This is a genomic window from Mycobacterium sp. 29Ha, assembly GCF_032883055.1.
GTDB classification, from domain to species: domain Bacteria; phylum Actinomycetota; class Actinomycetes; order Mycobacteriales; family Mycobacteriaceae; genus Mycobacterium; species Mycobacterium gallinarum.
This window is the reverse complement of sequence record NZ_JAMQTI010000012.1, coordinates 42,328-58,365: the sequence shown is the minus strand read 5'-3', so window position 1 is coordinate 58,365 and position 16,038 is coordinate 42,328. Positions and strand designations below refer to the sequence as shown.

Genomic DNA, 16,038 nt, shown 5'->3' with positions numbered 1-16,038 from the left:
TGGACAGGTGTCCAGGTCCGTCGCCGTGACGTGTCCCCTCTGCGAGGCGATGTGCGGGCTCCAGGTCCGAGTCGACGCCGATGCGGTCACCGATATCCGCGGCAACCGCGATGACGTGTGGTCGCGTGGCCACATCTGCCCGAAGGGCACGTCACTGGCCCAGCTGCACACCGACCCCGATCGATTGCGCCGGCCGATGGTCCGTACGCCGCGCGGCCATGTCCCGGTGTCGTGGGACGACGCCTATGCCGAAGTCGAACGCGTCCTGCGGCCGGTGCTCGACGCGTACGGCGCGGCTGCGGTCAGCGTCTACGTAGGCAACCCGGTAGCGCACAACCTCGGCTTGAGCACGCATATCGGCGCGCTCATCGGCATGGCACAGGCGGCGGGGATGTCGGCGTACTACTCCCCCGGCACCGTCGACCAGTGGCCGTTGAACCTCGTCAGCGCACTGCTCTTCGGCCATATGTGGAACGCGCCGATACCCGATGTCGATCGCACCGATCACCTGATGGTCTTCGGCGCCAATCCCGCTGCGTCACAGGGCTCCATGCTGTCCGCCCCCGACCTCATGGGCCGGCTCGCCGCGATTCGCCGTCGCGGAGGCACCGTGACCGTCGTCGATCCGCGCCGAACGCTGACCGCGCAACGCGCCTCGCAGTGGGTGCCCATCCGGCCCGGCACAGACGCGCTGCTGCTGTTCGCGATCCTGCGCACGCTCGACGAGAACAACTGGGTGCGCCGACCCGCTCACCTCGACGGCCGCATCAGCGGGCTCGACGACGTGCTCGCGATGGCCGCCGACTTCGCGCCCGAGACCGTCGCCGACGTGTGCGGCATCGACGCGTCGACCATCCGGCAACTCACACACGATCTCGCCCACGCCGAAACCCCGGTGCTGTACAGCCGCATCGGTGCATGCACTCAGGAGTTCGGCACGTTGGCGACCTGGTTGGTTTTCGTCGTCAACATCGCGCTCGCCTCGCTGGATCGCATAGGCGGCGCGGTGTTCCCCAAGCCGGCCGTATGGTCTCCGATGTTCATGAAGCCGCCGGACCAGACCGGTCCGGGCTGGCAGTTCGGTCGGTTCCGCAGCAGGGTGCGCGATGCGCCGGAGGTGTTCAGCCAGTTTCCGGTCAGCTGTCTCGCCGAGGAGATCGATACTCCCGGTGACGGTCAGCTGCGCGGATTGATCACCGTCGCGGGAAACCCGGCGGTGTCGGCTCCGGGTGCGCGCCGGCTCGACGCGGCGCTGGCGACGCTCGAGGCGATGATCTCGGTGGACAACTACCTCAACGAGACGACCCGGCACGCCCACGTCATCCTGCCGGGGCTCTCGCCGCTGGAACGGCCGCACGCCGACGACCTGTATTGGATCTACGCGGTGTCGTCGTGTCTGAAATGGTCCGACCCGGTGTTCGCGCCCCCGTCGGACCAACCACCGGAGTGGGAGATCCTGCTGCGGCTCGCCGGTGCGATGCTCGGTATACCCCTGTCCGATGTGGACCTCACCGCGATGGACGACCTCTATGTGGCCGGTCTGGTCGCCACCGCATGCGCGGCGGCGGGGACGCCCTTGAGTGGACGGGATCCGCAGGAGGCGACGGCGGCGCTGACCGGGCGCGGCCCGGAACGACTGGTGGACATGGGGATTCGGCTCGGCCCGTGGGGTGACGACCTCGGCAGGCGGCCCGGCGGGCTGACGCTGGCCGAGGTGCGCAGACATGCCAACGGCCTGCACCTGGACGACCTGGACGGCGGTCGGCTGGATGAGACGGTGTGCACGCCCTCCGGCACTGTCGAATTGGTGCACCAGCGGCTTGTCGATGACGTGCCCCGTCTGCGCGCCCGACTGCAGCGAGCCGACGGCGAGCTCCTTCTGACCAGCCGTCGACATCTGCGCTCGAACAATTCGTGGATGCACAACGTGCCCGCACTCATGCGCGGCAAGGACCGCTGCACGCTGCTGATCCATCCCGACGATGCGCATCGGGCGGGCCTCGGGTCCGGTGACATCGCCGAGATATCCACCGACGAAGGCTCGCTGACGGTGCCCGTCGACGTGTCCGACGAGATGATGCCCGGTGTGGTGTCGCTGCCGCACGGCTGGGGTCATGGGCTCGACCGCACTGAGTTGCAGGTCGCCAACGACCACCCCGGCGTCAACTCGAATCTGCTGAACCCCGCCCATTTGATCGACGTGCCCAGCAATACTCAGGTCGTCAACGGTGTGCCGTGCCGAGTCCGAACACCCTGAGGAGTACTCATGGCCGCTCCGAATCTGCCTGCCGGTTTCGATTTCACCGATCCGGACATCTACGCTTCGCGCCTGCCCACGGAGGAGTTCGCCGAGGTCCGCCGCGCCGCGCCGGTCTGGTGGAACGAGCAGCCACTGGACGTCGGCGGGTTCGGCGACGGCGGCTTCTGGGTGGTGAGCAAGCACCGCGACGTCCGCGAGGTGTCGCTGCGCAGTGACGTGTTCTCGGCGGCCGCGAAGACCGTCGTCCCGCATTTCAAACCCTCGGTCGATGTCGAAGGTCAGATCAAGGCATCCAAGTTGTCGATGCTGATGATGGACGACCCGGAGCATGCCCGGCTGCGCAAGATCGTCTCCCGCGGGTTCACGCCCCGTGCGGTCGAGCGGCTGCGCGCCGAGCTCGACGAGCGGGCGCAACGTATCGCCGCCGAAGCCGCAACGCAGTCGTCTGGTGACTTCGTCCTGCAGGTCGCGCGCGAATTGCCGCTGCAGGCGATCGCCGGGCTGCTCGGTGTCCCCGAGGAGGACCGCGGCAAGTTGTTCGACTGGAGCAACCAGATGGTCGGCGGTGACGACCCCGAGTTCGAGGAATACAACTCGCTGGCCGCGGTCGGCGAATTGATCGGCTACGCGATGGGATTGGCGACGTCGCGGAAAGAGAAGCCTGGCGAGGACATCGTCAGCACCCTGGTCGACTCCGAAGCCGACGGGCAGTTGACCGAGGCCGAGTTCGGGATGTTCGTCGTGACGCTCGCGGTGGCAGGAAACGAGACGAGCCGCAACTCGATCACCCAGGGCATGATGGCGTTCACCGAGTTCCCCGACCAATGGGACTTGTTCAAGCGCGAGCGGCCGAAGACCGCGGCCGACGAGATCATCCGCTGGGCCTCACCGATCACTGCGTTTCAGCGCACCGCACTCGCCGACACCGAGCTGTCGGGAGTGCCGATCAAGAAGGGTCAGCGCCTGGTGCTGTTCTACCGGTCGGCGAACTTCGACGAGGACGTGTTCGACGATCCGTACACGTTCGACATCCTGCGAGACCCCAATCCGCACTTGGGCTTCGGCGGCACCGGTGCGCATTACTGCGTCGGCGCCAACCTCGCGCGGATGACGATCGACCTGATGTTCAACGCGATCGCCGACCACATCCCCAGCCTGAAGCCGGTGTCGGCACCGGAGCGGCTGCGGTCGAGCTACATCAACGGCATCAAGCACTGGCAGGTGGATTACCGGACGGCTGGCGTGTGAATCCGGCGCGCTAGTCCACCGCAGCGGTTGATATGCGCGCCGAATTCGCAAAATATCGGCGGCCGCGGGCCTCGCGTTCCCATAGCGCGCCATCACCCGCCGTGACGCCTTCCTGGATCAGCGTGCGTTTGAGGATCTTGTTGGTCGCGGTCTGCGGCAATTCACTGTTGATTCGCACGTAGCGGGGCCACGCCTTCGGCGACAAGTCTTGCTGTGCGGCAAGGAAATCCTCGAATTGCTGCGGTGTGAGGTCGTCGTGGAGGACGACGGCGGCCATCACCTGGTCACCGACGTGCTCGTCGGGCACGGCGTACACCGCAACCAGGCTGACCTCCGGCATGCGCTGCAAAATCCGCTCAATGGGGCCCGCCGCAAGATTCTCACCGTCGACCCGCATCCAGTCCGCGGTGCGGCCGGCCAGGAAGATCCAGCCATCGGCGTCGCGGTAGGCGAGATCGCCCGACCAGTACATGCCGTGCCGCATTCGCTCATCGGTGGCGGACTGGTCGTTGTAGTAGCCGGTGAACCCACCCGAACCGTAGGTGTTCACCAACTCACCCACGGCGTCGTCGAAATTGATCAGCGCGCCGTGCTCGTCGAATTCCGCAGTCGCACATTCGGTCACGGTATCGGCGTGATAGACGCTGACTCCCGGATATCCCCTGCCGATCGACCCCGGTGGGCACCCGTCCTCGCGCATTACCACGACCGCGAACTCGCTTGACCCGAAGCTGTCCACGACCCGACATCCGAAACGCTTGGCGAACAGTTCGATATCGCGTTCGGTCGCTTCGTTGCCGAACGCCGCACGCAGCGTGTTGTCCGCGTCATCGGCATGCTCCGGCGTCGCCAGCACCAGGGCGAGTGGCTTGCCGACGTAGTTCATGTACGTCGCGCCGTACCGCCGGATGTCGGACAGGAACCGCGACGGTGAGAACTTCGCAGGCGCCATCGTCGCGCCGCACGCGATCGCCACCGCCCAGCCCGCCGCCACCCCGTTCGAGTGGAACAGCGGCATCGACAGGTAGGCCACGTCGTCGGCGGTCAGCTCGAAGCGGTCCACCAGGCTCGCGCCGCACAGCACCGCCATTGCGTGTGCAAACCGCACCGCCTTCGGGTCACCACTCGTTCCCGAGGTGAAGATCATCAACGCGGTGTCCTGGCCCGAGACCTCGCGATGCGGGACAAGCGGTTTCGCATGCTGGACCGCGGCGCGGTAGTCGGCACTGTCGACATCGACGACGACCGCCCCACCGAGGTCCAGCCCGTCGAGCAGTGGCAGGTGGTCGCTGTCGACAAGCACCAGCTGGCAGTCCGCACGTCGGATATCCGTCGCCAGTCCCCCGCCGCGCCGTGTGGTGTTGATCCCGCACAGCACATAGCCGCCGAGCGCCGCCGCGGCCATCGACCGCAGCATCGCCGGCGTATTGCCCAGCAGCGCACCGACATGCAGCGGCCCATCCGTCGCGGCCATGTCAATCAGAGCGGCAGCCTCGGCGGACGCCTCGGCGAGGTGCTCGCGCCACGTCCACGTCCGGTCGCCATGCATCACCGCGAGGCCGTCGTCGTCCATGCGGGTGCGCAGCAACTGCTGCACCGTCTCAATCATCGGCGGGCCGATAGCGGAGCAGGGTCATCCCGTCCTCGTCGCAGAAGACCGGCACGACGCGCATGCCGATCCGGATGCCCTCGGGCGCCACGTCGACCAATTCCGTGCTCACGCGCGGACCGGCATCCCACTCGACGACAGCCAGCAGCTGTGGCTGCTTCTCGGCCCAGGGCGGCCCGGTCGGGCGGCGCGCGACGGTGTAGGTGTACAGCGTTCCCGCGCCGTCGATCTCACGCCACTCGAGATCGTCGGCGAAGGTGCCGGGCGCCAACGTGCGCGGGTAGAACACGTATCGGTCCGACGACGGTGAGTACTGGATCAGTATCCGGTGTTCACGCAATGCATCCCAGTACGGCTGCGACACCGGTGTCGGTTCGGGCACAGGTGCAGTCATGTCAGTCCCATCGCTCTTCGCGCGAGCGCTCATCAGTCACCGCCCAGGATCAACGCGACCTGCTCGCTCATGATGCCGCCGGTGCCGCTGACGAACGCCGTGTTGCAATCGGCAACCTGGGCGTCGGCCGCACGGCCCATCACCTGCCGGGCACCGTCGACAACGTGGTGCATGCCGCCGGCCATCCCGGGCTGCCCGTAGGACAGTTGCCCGCCTGCGGTGTTGAGCGGAAAGTCGCCGCGGAAGGTCAGATCGCGGTCCGTCAGCCACGTCATCCCTTCACCCTTGCCGCAGAAGCCCGCGTCCTCGAGCGTCATCAGCACGGTGATCGTGTAGCAGTCGTACACCGAGGCCACGTCGATGTCGGACCGCTGCAACCCCGCCATACTGAAGGCCTGTTCCGCCGACCGTGCAATCGGCGTGTTGAGGAGATCGTCGGCGTAGGTCGGTGTCTTGAATCGGATGTGTTCCCCGAATCCCTTGAGCCACACCGGGCGATGGCGGCCTTGGCGCGCCAGGTCGGCGTTGGCGATCAACACACCCGAGCCGCCCTGCACGCGCATCACGGTCTCGAGCATGTGGATCGGGTCGGCGATGACCGGGCTGTTCAAGACGTCGTCGACGGTGATGGGCTTCCCTTGGAACACCGCGCCGGGATGGGCGCACGCATTGGTCCGCTGGTCCACCGCGATCTTCGCCAACGCCTCTGCTTCATAACCGAATTCATGCGCATAGCGTTGCGCGATCTGCGCGAAGGGACCGTTCTGGCCGACGTTGCCGTACGGAATCTCGTATTCGGCCTGTGGTGAGCCGTAGTTGTTGCTCGACGCGCCGTACCAGCTTAGTGTGCGCGCCGGCTTCGTCTCCGAACGCGGCACCTCCGTAGACCCGGGAACCACCGCGAGCACGGCGTCACACAGACCGAGCTCGACGGCGGCGGCGGCACGCCACACCATGCCCGCCGCGGTTGCCCCTCCGAGATCCACTCGGTCGCCGAAGTTCAGCGGCAGACCCAGGTACTCCGACAAGGTGGCCGGGGCGAACATGTCGGACTCCGCGATGCCGTGCGTCGAAAGGCCGTTCACGACAGCGGGATCCACACCGGCGTCTTCGATCACCATTTTGGCGAGCCGTGCGTACTGATCCAGGGTGAACGACGGCGGCGCGGTCTGGCGCTTCTCGGCAGGCAATTCCGCGATGCCGATGATCGCCGCCTCGCCACGCAGGCCTGTCACGTCGTCGCCCTCGAAGGCAGCGCGACGGTGGCGGTCCCCGGCATCAGCACCTCGTCCCCGCGTTTGCAATAGATGTCGAGGTCGACGAGGCCGCCCTCCCGTCTCCCCGTGATGACACCGCCAAACGTCAACTGCTGCCCGGGATATGCGATCGCCCGGTTCTGGACGGAGAACGCGACCAGCCGACCGGCACCCCCGATCCAGTCGGTCAACGCCCGCGACAACAGGGCCGCCTGCAACGGACCCTGGACGAGGACATTGTCATAGCCCTCGGTGTCGCGGGCCCAGTCCTTGTCGTAGTGAATGCGGTGGCCGTTGTACGTCGCGGCGCTGAAGAAGAACATCTGCGTCTCGTCGACGGTCACCGACAGCGCCGGGATCTCGTCGCCGCTGTCGACATCCTCGAAGTAGGGGCTCATGCGGGGCGCGCGATCATCGACGTGGACGCCTCGGCAAGGAGTTCACGATGCTGGTTGCGGTATTCGGAGCGCCATGTCACCAGGACGAATTGTCCTGACCTGCCTTCCTTCTCGACGATCGACTCGACGGTGCGCGTCATCTCGACCTCGTCGCCGTGATACGCAGGCAGATGGAACGTCGTGCTCTCACCGCCTGCCATTCGCCGCGGCGCCTTCGGAAAGGCCATGCTGCCCGTGACAGCGCCTGACGATCCGTCGGGCCGCAAGTCACCGAGTGCGGCGACGCCGAGGATCGCGTACTGCAGGTACAGCGGCGGACAGGTGATGTCGCGATAGCCATGGCGGCGGGCATAATCCGCGTCGAACCACAGCGGGTTGTGATCACCGACCGCGGCGGCCCACCGCTGCCAGTCCCGTCGGTACACCTCACCGGTGGCGACGGCGACAACGGTGCCGACCTTGGCGGCCGACTCCGCGTCGACCAGGCTTTCCACGCTCATGGTGAACCCCTTGTGCCGTCAAGCCAATTCGCGGCGACATCAGCGCCGCCGCCCAGCGTCGACAACACGCGTGCGCGTTCGGAGAACAGATGCAGACCGGTGTCGACGACGTAACCCATCCCGCCGTGCAGTTGATGCGCGTCGAGCGTGATCTTCTTGACGTCGGCGGCCCGCATCCGCGCGATCGCCGTCTCGCGTGTCGCCGTGCTGCCGCGCCCGATCCAGAACGTCGCCGACTGCGCCGCCAGCCGTGCCGCGGCCAGCGCGATGTGCATATCGGCGACCACGTGTTGCGCCGCCTGGAACGAGGCGATCGGCCTGCCGAACTGCTCGCGCATCGTCGTGTAGGCGACGGTGCGGTCGATCACCGCGTCGCCGACTCCGACGAGATCCAGACAGTCCAGCGCCACCACGGCATTGGTCATCCTCCGCAGCGCGTCCTCGTCGACCGATGTGGGTTCGTCGACCAGAACGTCGTCGAAACGGACCGTGAACACCGGAAAGCCGCCCATGACGGGCAGCGGCTCGATCTTCACGCCGTTCGCAGTGGTGTCGACGGCGACGACGCCCGCGTCGGTGCTCGCGACGATCACGTCAGCCTGGTCGGCATCGGGAACATAGTGCGCGTCGCCGCTCACCCGCCAGGAGTCATCGTCGCGGCGCACGCGCAGTCGCGGTGTCACGTCAGCCGCGTCGCGCGGATTGAACAACACATAAGTGCCGCGCGCCTCACCTGAGGTCAGCCGGGGCAGCCAGGCGGAGCCGACACCGAGCCAGTCGACGGCCAGCGCCGCGTACAGCGTGCTCTGAACGACCCTAGGGCACAGCGCACGTCCCGCCTCGACGCAGAAGACGCCGATGTCATTGAGGCTGCCGTCGACCACCAAGCCGAGGACACCCGCCGACGCCAGCGCCTTCCACTGCCCGTCCGGTTCGAGGTCGGCCGACAGCACGCTGCGGCACATCGCTGCCAGATCGCGCTCGTCCTGCGAAGGAATCACCCGCATTCCGTCACCTCCCGTACGACGGCATCCGGTGACCACGCTGGGCGATCACGTCACGAAGGACCTCGTTGGTGCCGCCGCCGAACCGCATGAGCGGTGACACCCGATAGAGGCGCTCGAAGAATCCGTCGAGCGGTGCGCCCGGGCTGCGGTGGGCCCGCAGGCCGTCGGGGCCGAGCAGGTCGAGCGCGAGGTCGGCGATCCGCTGCCGCAGCTCGCTGGTGAAGATCTTCTCGACGCTGACCTCCACCGAGGGGATCCGGCCACTGTCGAGCATCGACGCCGCTTCCAGGCCCATCAACCTGGCGACCTCGACGTCGGCCTCGGCCTGCGCGAGCCGCCGCCGAAAGGTTGGATCCGGGTCGTCGGCGAGCGCGGTCAGCTCGTCGAGCGCGCGGCGCAGGTCGCCCACGTTGATCAGCGCGCCGCGCTCCAGGTCCAGCGCACCGGTGATGTAGGTCCAGCCCATATTGAGCTCACCGACCAGATTGGTGGCCGGTACGCGCACGTCGCGGAAGAACGTCTCGTTGGTGCGGTAGCCCGACCACGCGTACAGCGGGTGGATCTCGATGCCCGGGCTGTCGATGGGGACCACGATCACCGAGATCCCGCGATGGCGCGGAGCGTCCGGGTCGGTGCGCACACACAGCCACTCGTGGGTGGACCGCTGGGCGCCGCTGTTCCAGATTTTCGACCCGTTGATCACCCATTCCCCATCTCCTGAGCCGTCGCGCACCGCACGGGTGCGCAGGCTGGCCAGGTCCGTGCCGGCGTTGGGCTCGGAGTAGCCGAGCGCGAAGACGATCTCGCCTCTGGCGATGCCCGGCAGGAACTCCTTCTTGTTCTGCTCGGTGCCGTGCCGCATGATCATCGGCGCGACCGACGTCACCGTGAGGTCGGGCCCGGGGACGCCGACGTACTCGAACTCGCTCATCAGCAGGTGCTGGTGCATGGCGGTGAGGCCGAGCCCGCCGTACTCCTTCGGCCAATTCAGGCCGAACCAGCCCTTCTCGCCGATCTTGCGGCGGAACGCCGTCAGCTCGCCGCCCTGGTGTTCGAGGCCGTGCTCGGCCATCTCCGCCCGTAACGCGGCGGTGACGTTGGCGTCGAGGAACTGGCGTACTTCGGCCACCCAGGCCCGCTGCTCGTCGTCGAGCTCGAAGTCCACGCAGGCGACACTATCGAGAAAGTGTTCACAGGGCGGGCGAACGCACCGTCTGGCAGCGTTGTCCCAGGCCACCTCGAAACGGGCCGTCACCGGCATAGTTCGTCGCCGGCGCGTGCTGGTTTGTAGTCTTCTCAGATGCCGTTCGAGAACGGCGAGGTCTTCGCCGGCTACGTGATCCAGCGACTGCTGGGCACCGGCGGTTCCGGCGAGGTCTACCTCGCCCAGCATCCTCGCCTGCCTCGTCAGGATGCGCTGAAGGTGCTCTCACTGGATTCAACGGCCGATGATGAGTTCCGGGCGCGATTCAATCGCGAGGCCGAGCTGGCGGCGACGCTATGGCACCCCCACATCGTCGGTGTGCTCGATCGTGGCGAGTTCAACGGTCGGCTCTGGATCTCGATGGACTACGTGGACGGCACCGACGCGGGCCGACTGCTTCGGGAGAACTACGTCGGCGGCATGCCGGAACACGACGTCTTCGAGATCGTGACGGCAGTGGCAGATGCGCTCGACTTCGGTCACGAGCGCCGTCTGCTCCATCGCGACGTCAAACCGGAGAACATCCTCGTGACCGCGTCCGACGGTCACCGACGCCGGGTGCTGCTGACGGACTTCGGGATTGCCCGCAGGATCGACGACGCCAGCAACCTCACCAACACCAACATCGCGTTGGGGACCATCAACTATGTGGCGCCCGAACAGCTGCTCGGCAAGCCGCTCGACGGCCGGGCGGATCAGTACGCCCTGGCCGCCACGACCTTTCATCTGCTGACGGGCTCACCGCTCTTTCAGGACCCGAATCCCGCCGTCATCATCAGCCACCATCTGGGCACGACGGCGCCGCGGATTTCGGAGCGTCGGCCCGATTTCGCGCACTTCGACGATGTGCTCGCGCGGGCGCTGTCCAAGGATCCCAACCAGCGCTATGCGACGTGTATGGAGTTCGCCCGCGCGCTCACTCGACAAGGCCGAAGCTCACACACGGCCCCGCCGGCCACCGAGAGTTCGGATGAGCGCCCCACCACGCAACGTCTCGAGCGTCTCGTCATTCATGGCACTGCGCGGGGGGTACAGCGCCGCGCGATCGGCGCCCAGGCCGAAATCGGCCTGCTGACTTTTCATTTGGTGCCATTCGAACCCATTGCCGGTCGCCAGGCTCCGGTCCCAGTCGAGATACAAACGGCGCTCGTCCCCGATCAGCTCACCGACGGAGACGAGGTCGAGGTCAGCGGAATATGGGACGGCGACGGACTCGACGCGGACACGATCGTCAACATCTCGGCCGGCCCCAAGCGGCGGCGGCCGCAGGTCCCCGCCAAACCAATGAGCCACGAAGCACCGAGCAAATCCCGCAAACGCAAATGGATCCCGATCGCCGCACTTCTCGCAGTGATCGCGGTGGTGGCGGGGTCGGTGCTGTACTTCACCGGCGGACTAGGCGTCTCGACCGGTCCGGGGCCGATCGTCAAGCCCGAGAACGCGACCGTCTTCTCCCCCGGCGGCTCACCGGACAACCCTCAAGACGCGGGCAAGGCCATCGACGGCAATCCCGACACCGCCTGGAAAACGGTCACCTATCGCGACGCCGACCCGTTCCCGAAGTTCATCGAGGGCCAGGGGTTGATGCTGCACCTGTCCGAGCCGACCGCACTGAGCGCCGTCACCATCGACATCTCCAGCACGGGAACCGAAGTGCAGATCCGCTCGTCGCGGACCGAGAAGCCCGCCGCGTTGTCCGATACGACCGAGCTGACCCCCACTACAGCTTTGCAGCCGGGGCAGAACCGCATCGAAGTGCGCGACGAAACGAAGACATCCAATGTGCTCGTGTGGATCTCCAAACTGGGCACGACGGACGGTCAGAGCCGCACGGAGATCTCGGAGATCACGCTGCAGGCTGCCGGCTGAGCTTTGCCTCGCGGCGGGCTTTCTCCGCCGCCTGGAACAGAAATTTGGCTAAGGTCCATGCTATGGGCATTCGCCTCGGATTGCAGATCGGCAACTTCAGTTACGGCACAGCGGTAGAGGAGCTCTTTCCCACCGTCATAGCCCAAGCGCAGGAGGCTGAATCCGCGGGATTCGACTCAGTGTTTCTGATGGACCACTTCTATCAGCTCCCGCAGGCGGGATCTCCGGATCAGCCGATGTTGGAGGCCTATACGGCCTTGGGCGCCCTGGCAGTCGCAACGGAGCGGGTCCAGTTGGGAACGTTGGTCACCGGAAACAGCTACCGCAATCCGACCTTATTGGCCAAAGCGGTGACGACGCTGGACGTCGTTAGCCAAGGCCGTGCCGTCCTAGGAATCGGAACCGGTTGGTTCGAGTATGAGCATCTTTCGCTCGGATTCGAATTCGGCTCCTTCACCGACCGTTTCAACCGACTCGACGAAGCACTGCAGATCGTCTTGCCCATGATCCGGGGCGAGCGACCGACGTTCTCGGGCAAGTGGTACAAGACGGCGGAGGCAATGGCCGAGCCTCGCTTTCGCCCCCATATTCCGTTGTTGATCGGTGGCAGCGGTGAGAAGAAGACCATTCCGTTGGCAGCCCGCGCTTTTGACCACCTCAACATCCTTGCTGGCTTCGATGAGCTGCCACACAAAGTGCAGGTGGTCAGGCAGCGCTGCGATGAGATCGGACGGGACCCGGCCACACTGGAAACCAGCGCGCTGGTCCCCGCGTTGATCGGGAACGGACTATCCCCAGAGATGCTTCCGGCTGAGGTGAGGCAACAAGCGGTCGCCGGCAACCCGCAGGAAGTCGTTGAGCAGATCAAAACCAACGTGCTTGACGCCGGTGTTGACGGCGTAATACTCAGCCCGGCAACGCAACTGGGCTATACGCCGGGACTGATCACGGAGGTCGGTGAACTGCTAAGGCCGCTCGTCAGCGCGTGACCACCGGGTGAACCGTCAACGCGTGCTCGCCTTCTCGCTTTCCGGCCAGTCGCACCCGGTCAGCTCGGCGGACAGTCTCCAGAGTTCCGCCGCGCGGATGGGGTCGCGCGCCTTCGTCAACGGCACGGTGACCCGCGGCTTCCCCCATTGCTTGAACGCAGGGGCGAAATACGTTCCGCTGGGCAAGTCGGTGCTCGTGGCTTGAACTGCGCTGCGGGCGGCCTGCGGCAGACTCTGCGAAGTCCACGTCAACGCGGCAGGGCGACGGTCGACAATCCACTTGACCGCGCCGGTGCTGTAACGCGTGATGTCGGTGGCGGCCTGACCTGGATTGGCCGCATAGGCACGAACCCCGCGGCGAGCCAACTCGTTGATGAACAACATCATCGCGAGCTTGGATTCCGCGTATGCCGCCATCGAAGAATAGCGTCGATGATTCCAGTTCAGGTCATCGAGATGAAGACGCCCGAATGCATAGTTGGTACTCACCACCGAGACCACCCGGTCCCTGATCTTGTTGGCGAGCAGACATGTCAGAGCGAAGTGACCGAGATGGTTTGTGCCCATGTGGGCCTCAAAGCCATCGACAGTTCGAGTAAGCGGAATCCCGAATACGGCCGCATTATTGATCAACACGTCCACCGGCTGCATCGAATTGGCGAAGGCCACGACGCTGGACAGGTCGGCGAGATCCAGAAATTTGACGTCTATGTCGCCGGTCATCTCCGTCAACGCCTCTTCGGCTTTCGCGAGAGTCCGACACGCGACGGTCACCTGATGTCCGTCGGCCGCCAGCGATGCAGCGATGCCCTTGCCGATTCCACTGTTGCCGCCCGTCACGATGACCCGCACACGAGCATTGTCGTCGGTGGCGCGTATGCGGGGACCTGTTTGAGACCAAATATTCGGTTCAGTGCGAGGACCTGGCGCCCCCGGCGCGCACGGTTAACCAGGGCGGGCTCCCGATTTGAGAAGGGCCCTCGTCGAAAACATCGAGAAATTGCGGTCCTAACGGTGCTCGCCCGCCGACACACCAGGTAGACAAGAGGCGATGCCGAACAAAGATGTCGACCGCCGCCTGAGCCCGCTGCCGTCTGTCGGCTACGTCTACCGCACGTCGTGGCCGGTGCCGACCGGCGACATCGGCAGTCAGCTGCAGCTGCGCCTGGACGGGGTGGCCCGCTACATCCAGGAAGTCGGCGCCGAAAATCTGCTCGACGCGGGCGAAGCCGAGGAACATCCGCACTGGCTGGTGCAACGCACGGTGATCGATGTCATCGAACCGATCGAATGGCCCAACGAGGTGTCCTTCAGCCGCTGGTGCTCTGCGCTGTCGACACGGTGGTGCACCATGCGCGTCGACCTTGTCGGAAACGAGGGTGGCCGCATCGAAACCGAGGGCTTCTGGATCGCGATCAACGAGCGCACCCTCACACCGCAGCGGGTCTCCGACAGCCTGATCGAGAAGTTCGCGAGCACCACCACTGAACACCGCCTCAAGTGGCGACCATGGCTCACCAACCTGGACCACTTTGACGTCGTCACGCCATTCGCGTTGCGTCGCACCGACATCGATGTCTTCGAGCACGTCACCAACACGGCGTACTGGCACGCCATTCATGAGGTGATGGCCGAAGCGCCCGACGTGTGCCGCGCTCCGTACCGCGCCGTGGTCGAGTATCGCCGGCCGATCCAGTACGGCGAAGACGTCAGCCTGCGCTGGGCGCATCGCGATGACGACGTGCACATCGCGATCGCCGTCGACGACGAGGTCCGTGCCGCGGCACTGCTGCGCAGACTCTGAGCGGGTTACGGCAGCGCACGCAGGGTCGGCCGTTTCGAGCTCGCACCCCTCAGTGCGACGAGGGTCTCCTCGGAGGGCGGCGCCGCAAGTAGAGCGACGAAGCCGTCGAGAAGTGCACTGACATGGACGGCGTACGAGGGCACGGGCAGGCCGACCAGACGCGCGCGATGGCGATCGGCACAGGCGTGAACGCACATCGAGGACACATCGTGGATGCGATTGTCGCGCAGCGGTTGCGGCACGTGCTCGATCAGTGCGCCAACCCTGTCGACGTAGTTTTGGTGTGAGTTCCGATGCGCATCAGGCAACGACGTCAGCGGATTGACCGAATAGTCGTATCGCAAGAGCTGCTCGAGGAACGGTAGATAGAAGCATGTTTCGTCCTCGGCCAGCTCGATCAACGGAAGTTGGTGCGCCTCGACGATGGCCCGCAGATCATCAGATGGCGTACGGGCTTCCAAGAGCTGTCGACGACGGGTCAGATGCTCGAGTCGGTTGAGCAGAATCGCCTGGACAAGGCCTTCCTTGGACCCGAAGTGATACTGCACGGCCGACTTGTTCGCCATCCCCGCCTCGGTGCCGATCTGGCGGAGCGGAACCCCGTCGAGGCCGCGCTGTGCAAACAACCGCTCCGCGGTGAGCACGAGCTGCTGTTTGGCCGACGGCTCCACCGGCACGGGTTCGGACGTGGACATGGGCCCAGAATTTCACACTGGACGAATTAAGTCCATCGCCTTAGAGTTCAGGCCACAGACTTGCAACGGAGAGTGGTGCACGTGGAGACCTACCAAGACGTCATGGTCGCCGACCCGGTCTTCGGACCGGTGTGGGCGCGGCCCGGTCTGAGCAGGCGTGACCGCCGATTCGTCACGCTGACGTGCGTGTGCGCGTCGGAGAGTGTGGGCGACATGAACGACCACGCATACGCCGCGTTGGCGAGCGGTGACATCACCTATGACGAGCTGCTGGAGTTCGTCCTGCACTTCGCGGTGTATTGCGGATGGCCACGCGGGTCGGAGGCAGAGGGGGCGGTGCGGTCGCAGTTCGCACGTCTCGCGGCCGAACGAGGCGAGAACGTCCCATCGCGTTCGGATCTCCCGCTGGAATCCTTGGGACCGACCGATCACGGGCGTCGTCTCGACGAAGGCGAGAAGTGCTTCGTGGACGTGAATCTGCTACCCGCGCCGCCGCGGGATTCGCCGTACTTCCAGGCAGGCATTCTGGCGTTCGTTTTCGGCCACCTCTGGCAGCGCCCCAACCTCGGCCGCCGAGAGCGTCGATTGATCACGGTGGCCGCCGTCGGCGTATCCGAGGCACTCGGTCCGATCTATTCGCATGTGGGATCAGCACTGGAGTCGGGTGACATCAGTCGCTCGGAAATGGACGAGGTGATCCTGCAATTCTCCGCGTACGCGGGGTTCCCCAAAGGCCGTGTTCTGCAGAAGGCTGCCAGCGATTCGTGGCAGCGGATATCAGCGTCCAACCAAGAAGGGCAGTGAA

Annotated in this window: 15 protein-coding genes; 6 read left to right on the top strand and 9 right to left on the bottom strand. The window is 65.7% G+C overall.

All coding sequences use genetic code 11. The features are described 5' to 3' along the window. Window positions 1-7 precede the first annotated feature (7 nt). Both M1248_RS16995 and M1248_RS16990 read left to right on the top strand, forming a co-directional pair. Window positions 8-2,257 (top strand): molybdopterin-dependent oxidoreductase, encoded by a 2,250-nt coding sequence (locus tag M1248_RS16995; protein WP_317149134.1) that lies wholly within the window; start codon window positions 8-10, stop codon window positions 2,255-2,257. 9 nt (window positions 2,258-2,266) lie between these two features. Then, window positions 2,267-3,508: a cytochrome P450 gene (locus M1248_RS16990; protein WP_317149133.1), complete on the top strand. Its 1,242-nt coding sequence runs from the start codon at window positions 2,267-2,269 to the stop codon at window positions 3,506-3,508. 10 nt (window positions 3,509-3,518) lie between these two features. Here M1248_RS16990 and fadD1 read toward each other — a convergent pair whose 3' ends face one another. Genes fadD1 through M1248_RS16955 form a run of 7 tightly spaced genes read right to left on the bottom strand, consistent with a single transcriptional unit; the run spans window position 3,519 to window position 9,837 of the window. Beyond that, window positions 3,519-5,117 (bottom strand): fatty-acid--CoA ligase FadD1, encoded by a 1,599-nt coding sequence (gene fadD1, locus M1248_RS16985; RefSeq protein ID WP_163724629.1) that lies wholly within the window; start codon window positions 5,115-5,117, stop codon window positions 3,519-3,521. Then, window positions 5,110-5,511: a Zn-ribbon domain-containing OB-fold protein gene (locus M1248_RS16980; protein ID WP_163724626.1), complete on the bottom strand. Its 402-nt coding sequence runs from the start codon at window positions 5,509-5,511 to the stop codon at window positions 5,110-5,112. The genes fadD1 and M1248_RS16980 overlap by 8 nt, the downstream gene beginning before the upstream one ends. 32 nt (window positions 5,512-5,543) lie before the next feature. Further along, window positions 5,544-6,746, bottom strand: a complete 1,203-nt coding sequence (locus M1248_RS16975) for a thiolase family protein (RefSeq protein WP_317149132.1) — start codon at window positions 6,744-6,746, stop codon at window positions 5,544-5,546. Continuing rightward, window positions 6,743-7,165, bottom strand: a complete 423-nt coding sequence (locus M1248_RS16970) for a MaoC family dehydratase (RefSeq protein WP_163724621.1) — start codon at window positions 7,163-7,165, stop codon at window positions 6,743-6,745. Before M1248_RS16970 ends, M1248_RS16975 begins: the two co-directional genes overlap by 4 nt. Beyond that, window positions 7,162-7,665, bottom strand: a complete 504-nt coding sequence (locus M1248_RS16965) for a MaoC family dehydratase (protein ID WP_163724618.1) — start codon at window positions 7,663-7,665, stop codon at window positions 7,162-7,164. Before M1248_RS16965 ends, M1248_RS16970 begins: the two co-directional genes overlap by 4 nt. Next, window positions 7,662-8,672, bottom strand: coding sequence for an acyl-CoA dehydrogenase family protein (locus tag M1248_RS16960; protein ID WP_163724615.1), 1,011 nt, complete (start codon window positions 8,670-8,672; stop codon window positions 7,662-7,664). The genes M1248_RS16965 and M1248_RS16960 overlap by 4 nt, the downstream gene beginning before the upstream one ends. 4 nt (window positions 8,673-8,676) lie before the next feature. After that, window positions 8,677-9,837 carry an acyl-CoA dehydrogenase family protein gene (locus tag M1248_RS16955; RefSeq protein WP_163724613.1) on the bottom strand — a complete coding sequence of 387 codons (1,161 nt, stop codon included), beginning with the start codon at window positions 9,835-9,837 and terminating at the stop codon, window positions 8,677-8,679. A gap of 135 nt (window positions 9,838-9,972) precedes the next feature. Between M1248_RS16955 and M1248_RS16950 the strand changes: the two genes are divergently transcribed. Then, window positions 9,973-11,745 carry a serine/threonine-protein kinase gene (locus M1248_RS16950; protein ID WP_317149131.1) on the top strand — a complete coding sequence of 591 codons (1,773 nt, stop codon included), beginning with the start codon at window positions 9,973-9,975 and terminating at the stop codon, window positions 11,743-11,745. Between the two features lie 62 nt (window positions 11,746-11,807). Further along, entirely contained in the window at window positions 11,808-12,734 is a 927-nt protein-coding gene (locus M1248_RS16945; protein ID WP_163724607.1) for an LLM class F420-dependent oxidoreductase, read from the top strand. Window positions 12,735-12,749: 15 nt separating this feature from the next. Here M1248_RS16945 and M1248_RS16940 read toward each other — a convergent pair whose 3' ends face one another. Further along, a complete protein-coding gene (locus M1248_RS16940) occupies window positions 12,750-13,586 on the bottom strand; it encodes an SDR family NAD(P)-dependent oxidoreductase (protein WP_163724604.1) in 837 nt (278 codons plus the stop codon). Between the two features lie 199 nt (window positions 13,587-13,785). Between M1248_RS16940 and M1248_RS16935 the strand changes: the two genes are divergently transcribed. After that, entirely contained in the window at window positions 13,786-14,538 is a 753-nt protein-coding gene (locus tag M1248_RS16935) for an acyl-[acyl-carrier-protein] thioesterase (protein ID WP_163724602.1), read from the top strand. A 5-nt stretch (window positions 14,539-14,543) separates the two neighbouring features. Here the strand turns inward: M1248_RS16935 and M1248_RS16930 are convergent, their stop codons facing one another. Continuing rightward, the gene (locus tag M1248_RS16930) at window positions 14,544-15,233 is read right to left on the bottom strand and encodes a TetR/AcrR family transcriptional regulator (protein ID WP_163724599.1); all 690 of its coding nucleotides are present in this window, start codon (window positions 15,231-15,233) and stop codon (window positions 14,544-14,546) included. A gap of 102 nt (window positions 15,234-15,335) precedes the next feature. On the opposite strand from M1248_RS16930, the gene M1248_RS16925 reads away from it, so the two are divergent. Then, window positions 15,336-16,037, top strand: a complete 702-nt coding sequence (locus M1248_RS16925; protein ID WP_163736728.1) for a carboxymuconolactone decarboxylase family protein — start codon at window positions 15,336-15,338, stop codon at window positions 16,035-16,037. The last annotated feature ends 1 nt before the right edge of the window (window position 16,038 follow it).

Bases quoted from the DNA above. Each gene is read 5' to 3' on its own strand.
- fadD1 (WP_163724629.1), bottom strand. From the start codon at position 5,117: ATGATTGAGACGGTGCAGCAGTTGCTGCGCACCCGCATGGACGACGAC.
- M1248_RS16945 (WP_163724607.1), top strand. From the start codon at position 11,808: ATGGGCATTCGCCTCGGATTGCAGATCGGCAACTTCAGTTACGGCACA.
- M1248_RS16990 (WP_317149133.1), top strand. From the start codon at position 2,267: ATGGCCGCTCCGAATCTGCCTGCCGGTTTCGATTTCACCGATCCGGAC.
- M1248_RS16925 (WP_163736728.1), top strand. From the start codon at position 15,336: ATGGTCGCCGACCCGGTCTTCGGACCGGTGTGGGCGCGGCCCGGTCTG.
- M1248_RS16980 (WP_163724626.1), bottom strand. From the start codon at position 5,511: ATGACTGCACCTGTGCCCGAACCGACACCGGTGTCGCAGCCGTACTGG.
- M1248_RS16970 (WP_163724621.1), bottom strand. From the start codon at position 7,165: ATGAGCCCCTACTTCGAGGATGTCGACAGCGGCGACGAGATCCCGGCG.
- M1248_RS16930 (WP_163724599.1), bottom strand. From the start codon at position 15,233: ATGTCCACGTCCGAACCCGTGCCGGTGGAGCCGTCGGCCAAACAGCAG.
- M1248_RS16935 (WP_163724602.1), top strand. From the start codon at position 13,786: ATGCCGAACAAAGATGTCGACCGCCGCCTGAGCCCGCTGCCGTCTGTC.
- M1248_RS16965 (WP_163724618.1), bottom strand. From the start codon at position 7,665: ATGAGCGTGGAAAGCCTGGTCGACGCGGAGTCGGCCGCCAAGGTCGGC.
- M1248_RS16960 (WP_163724615.1), bottom strand. From the start codon at position 8,672: ATGCGGGTGATTCCTTCGCAGGACGAGCGCGATCTGGCAGCGATGTGC.
- M1248_RS16950 (WP_317149131.1), top strand. From the start codon at position 9,973: ATGCCGTTCGAGAACGGCGAGGTCTTCGCCGGCTACGTGATCCAGCGA.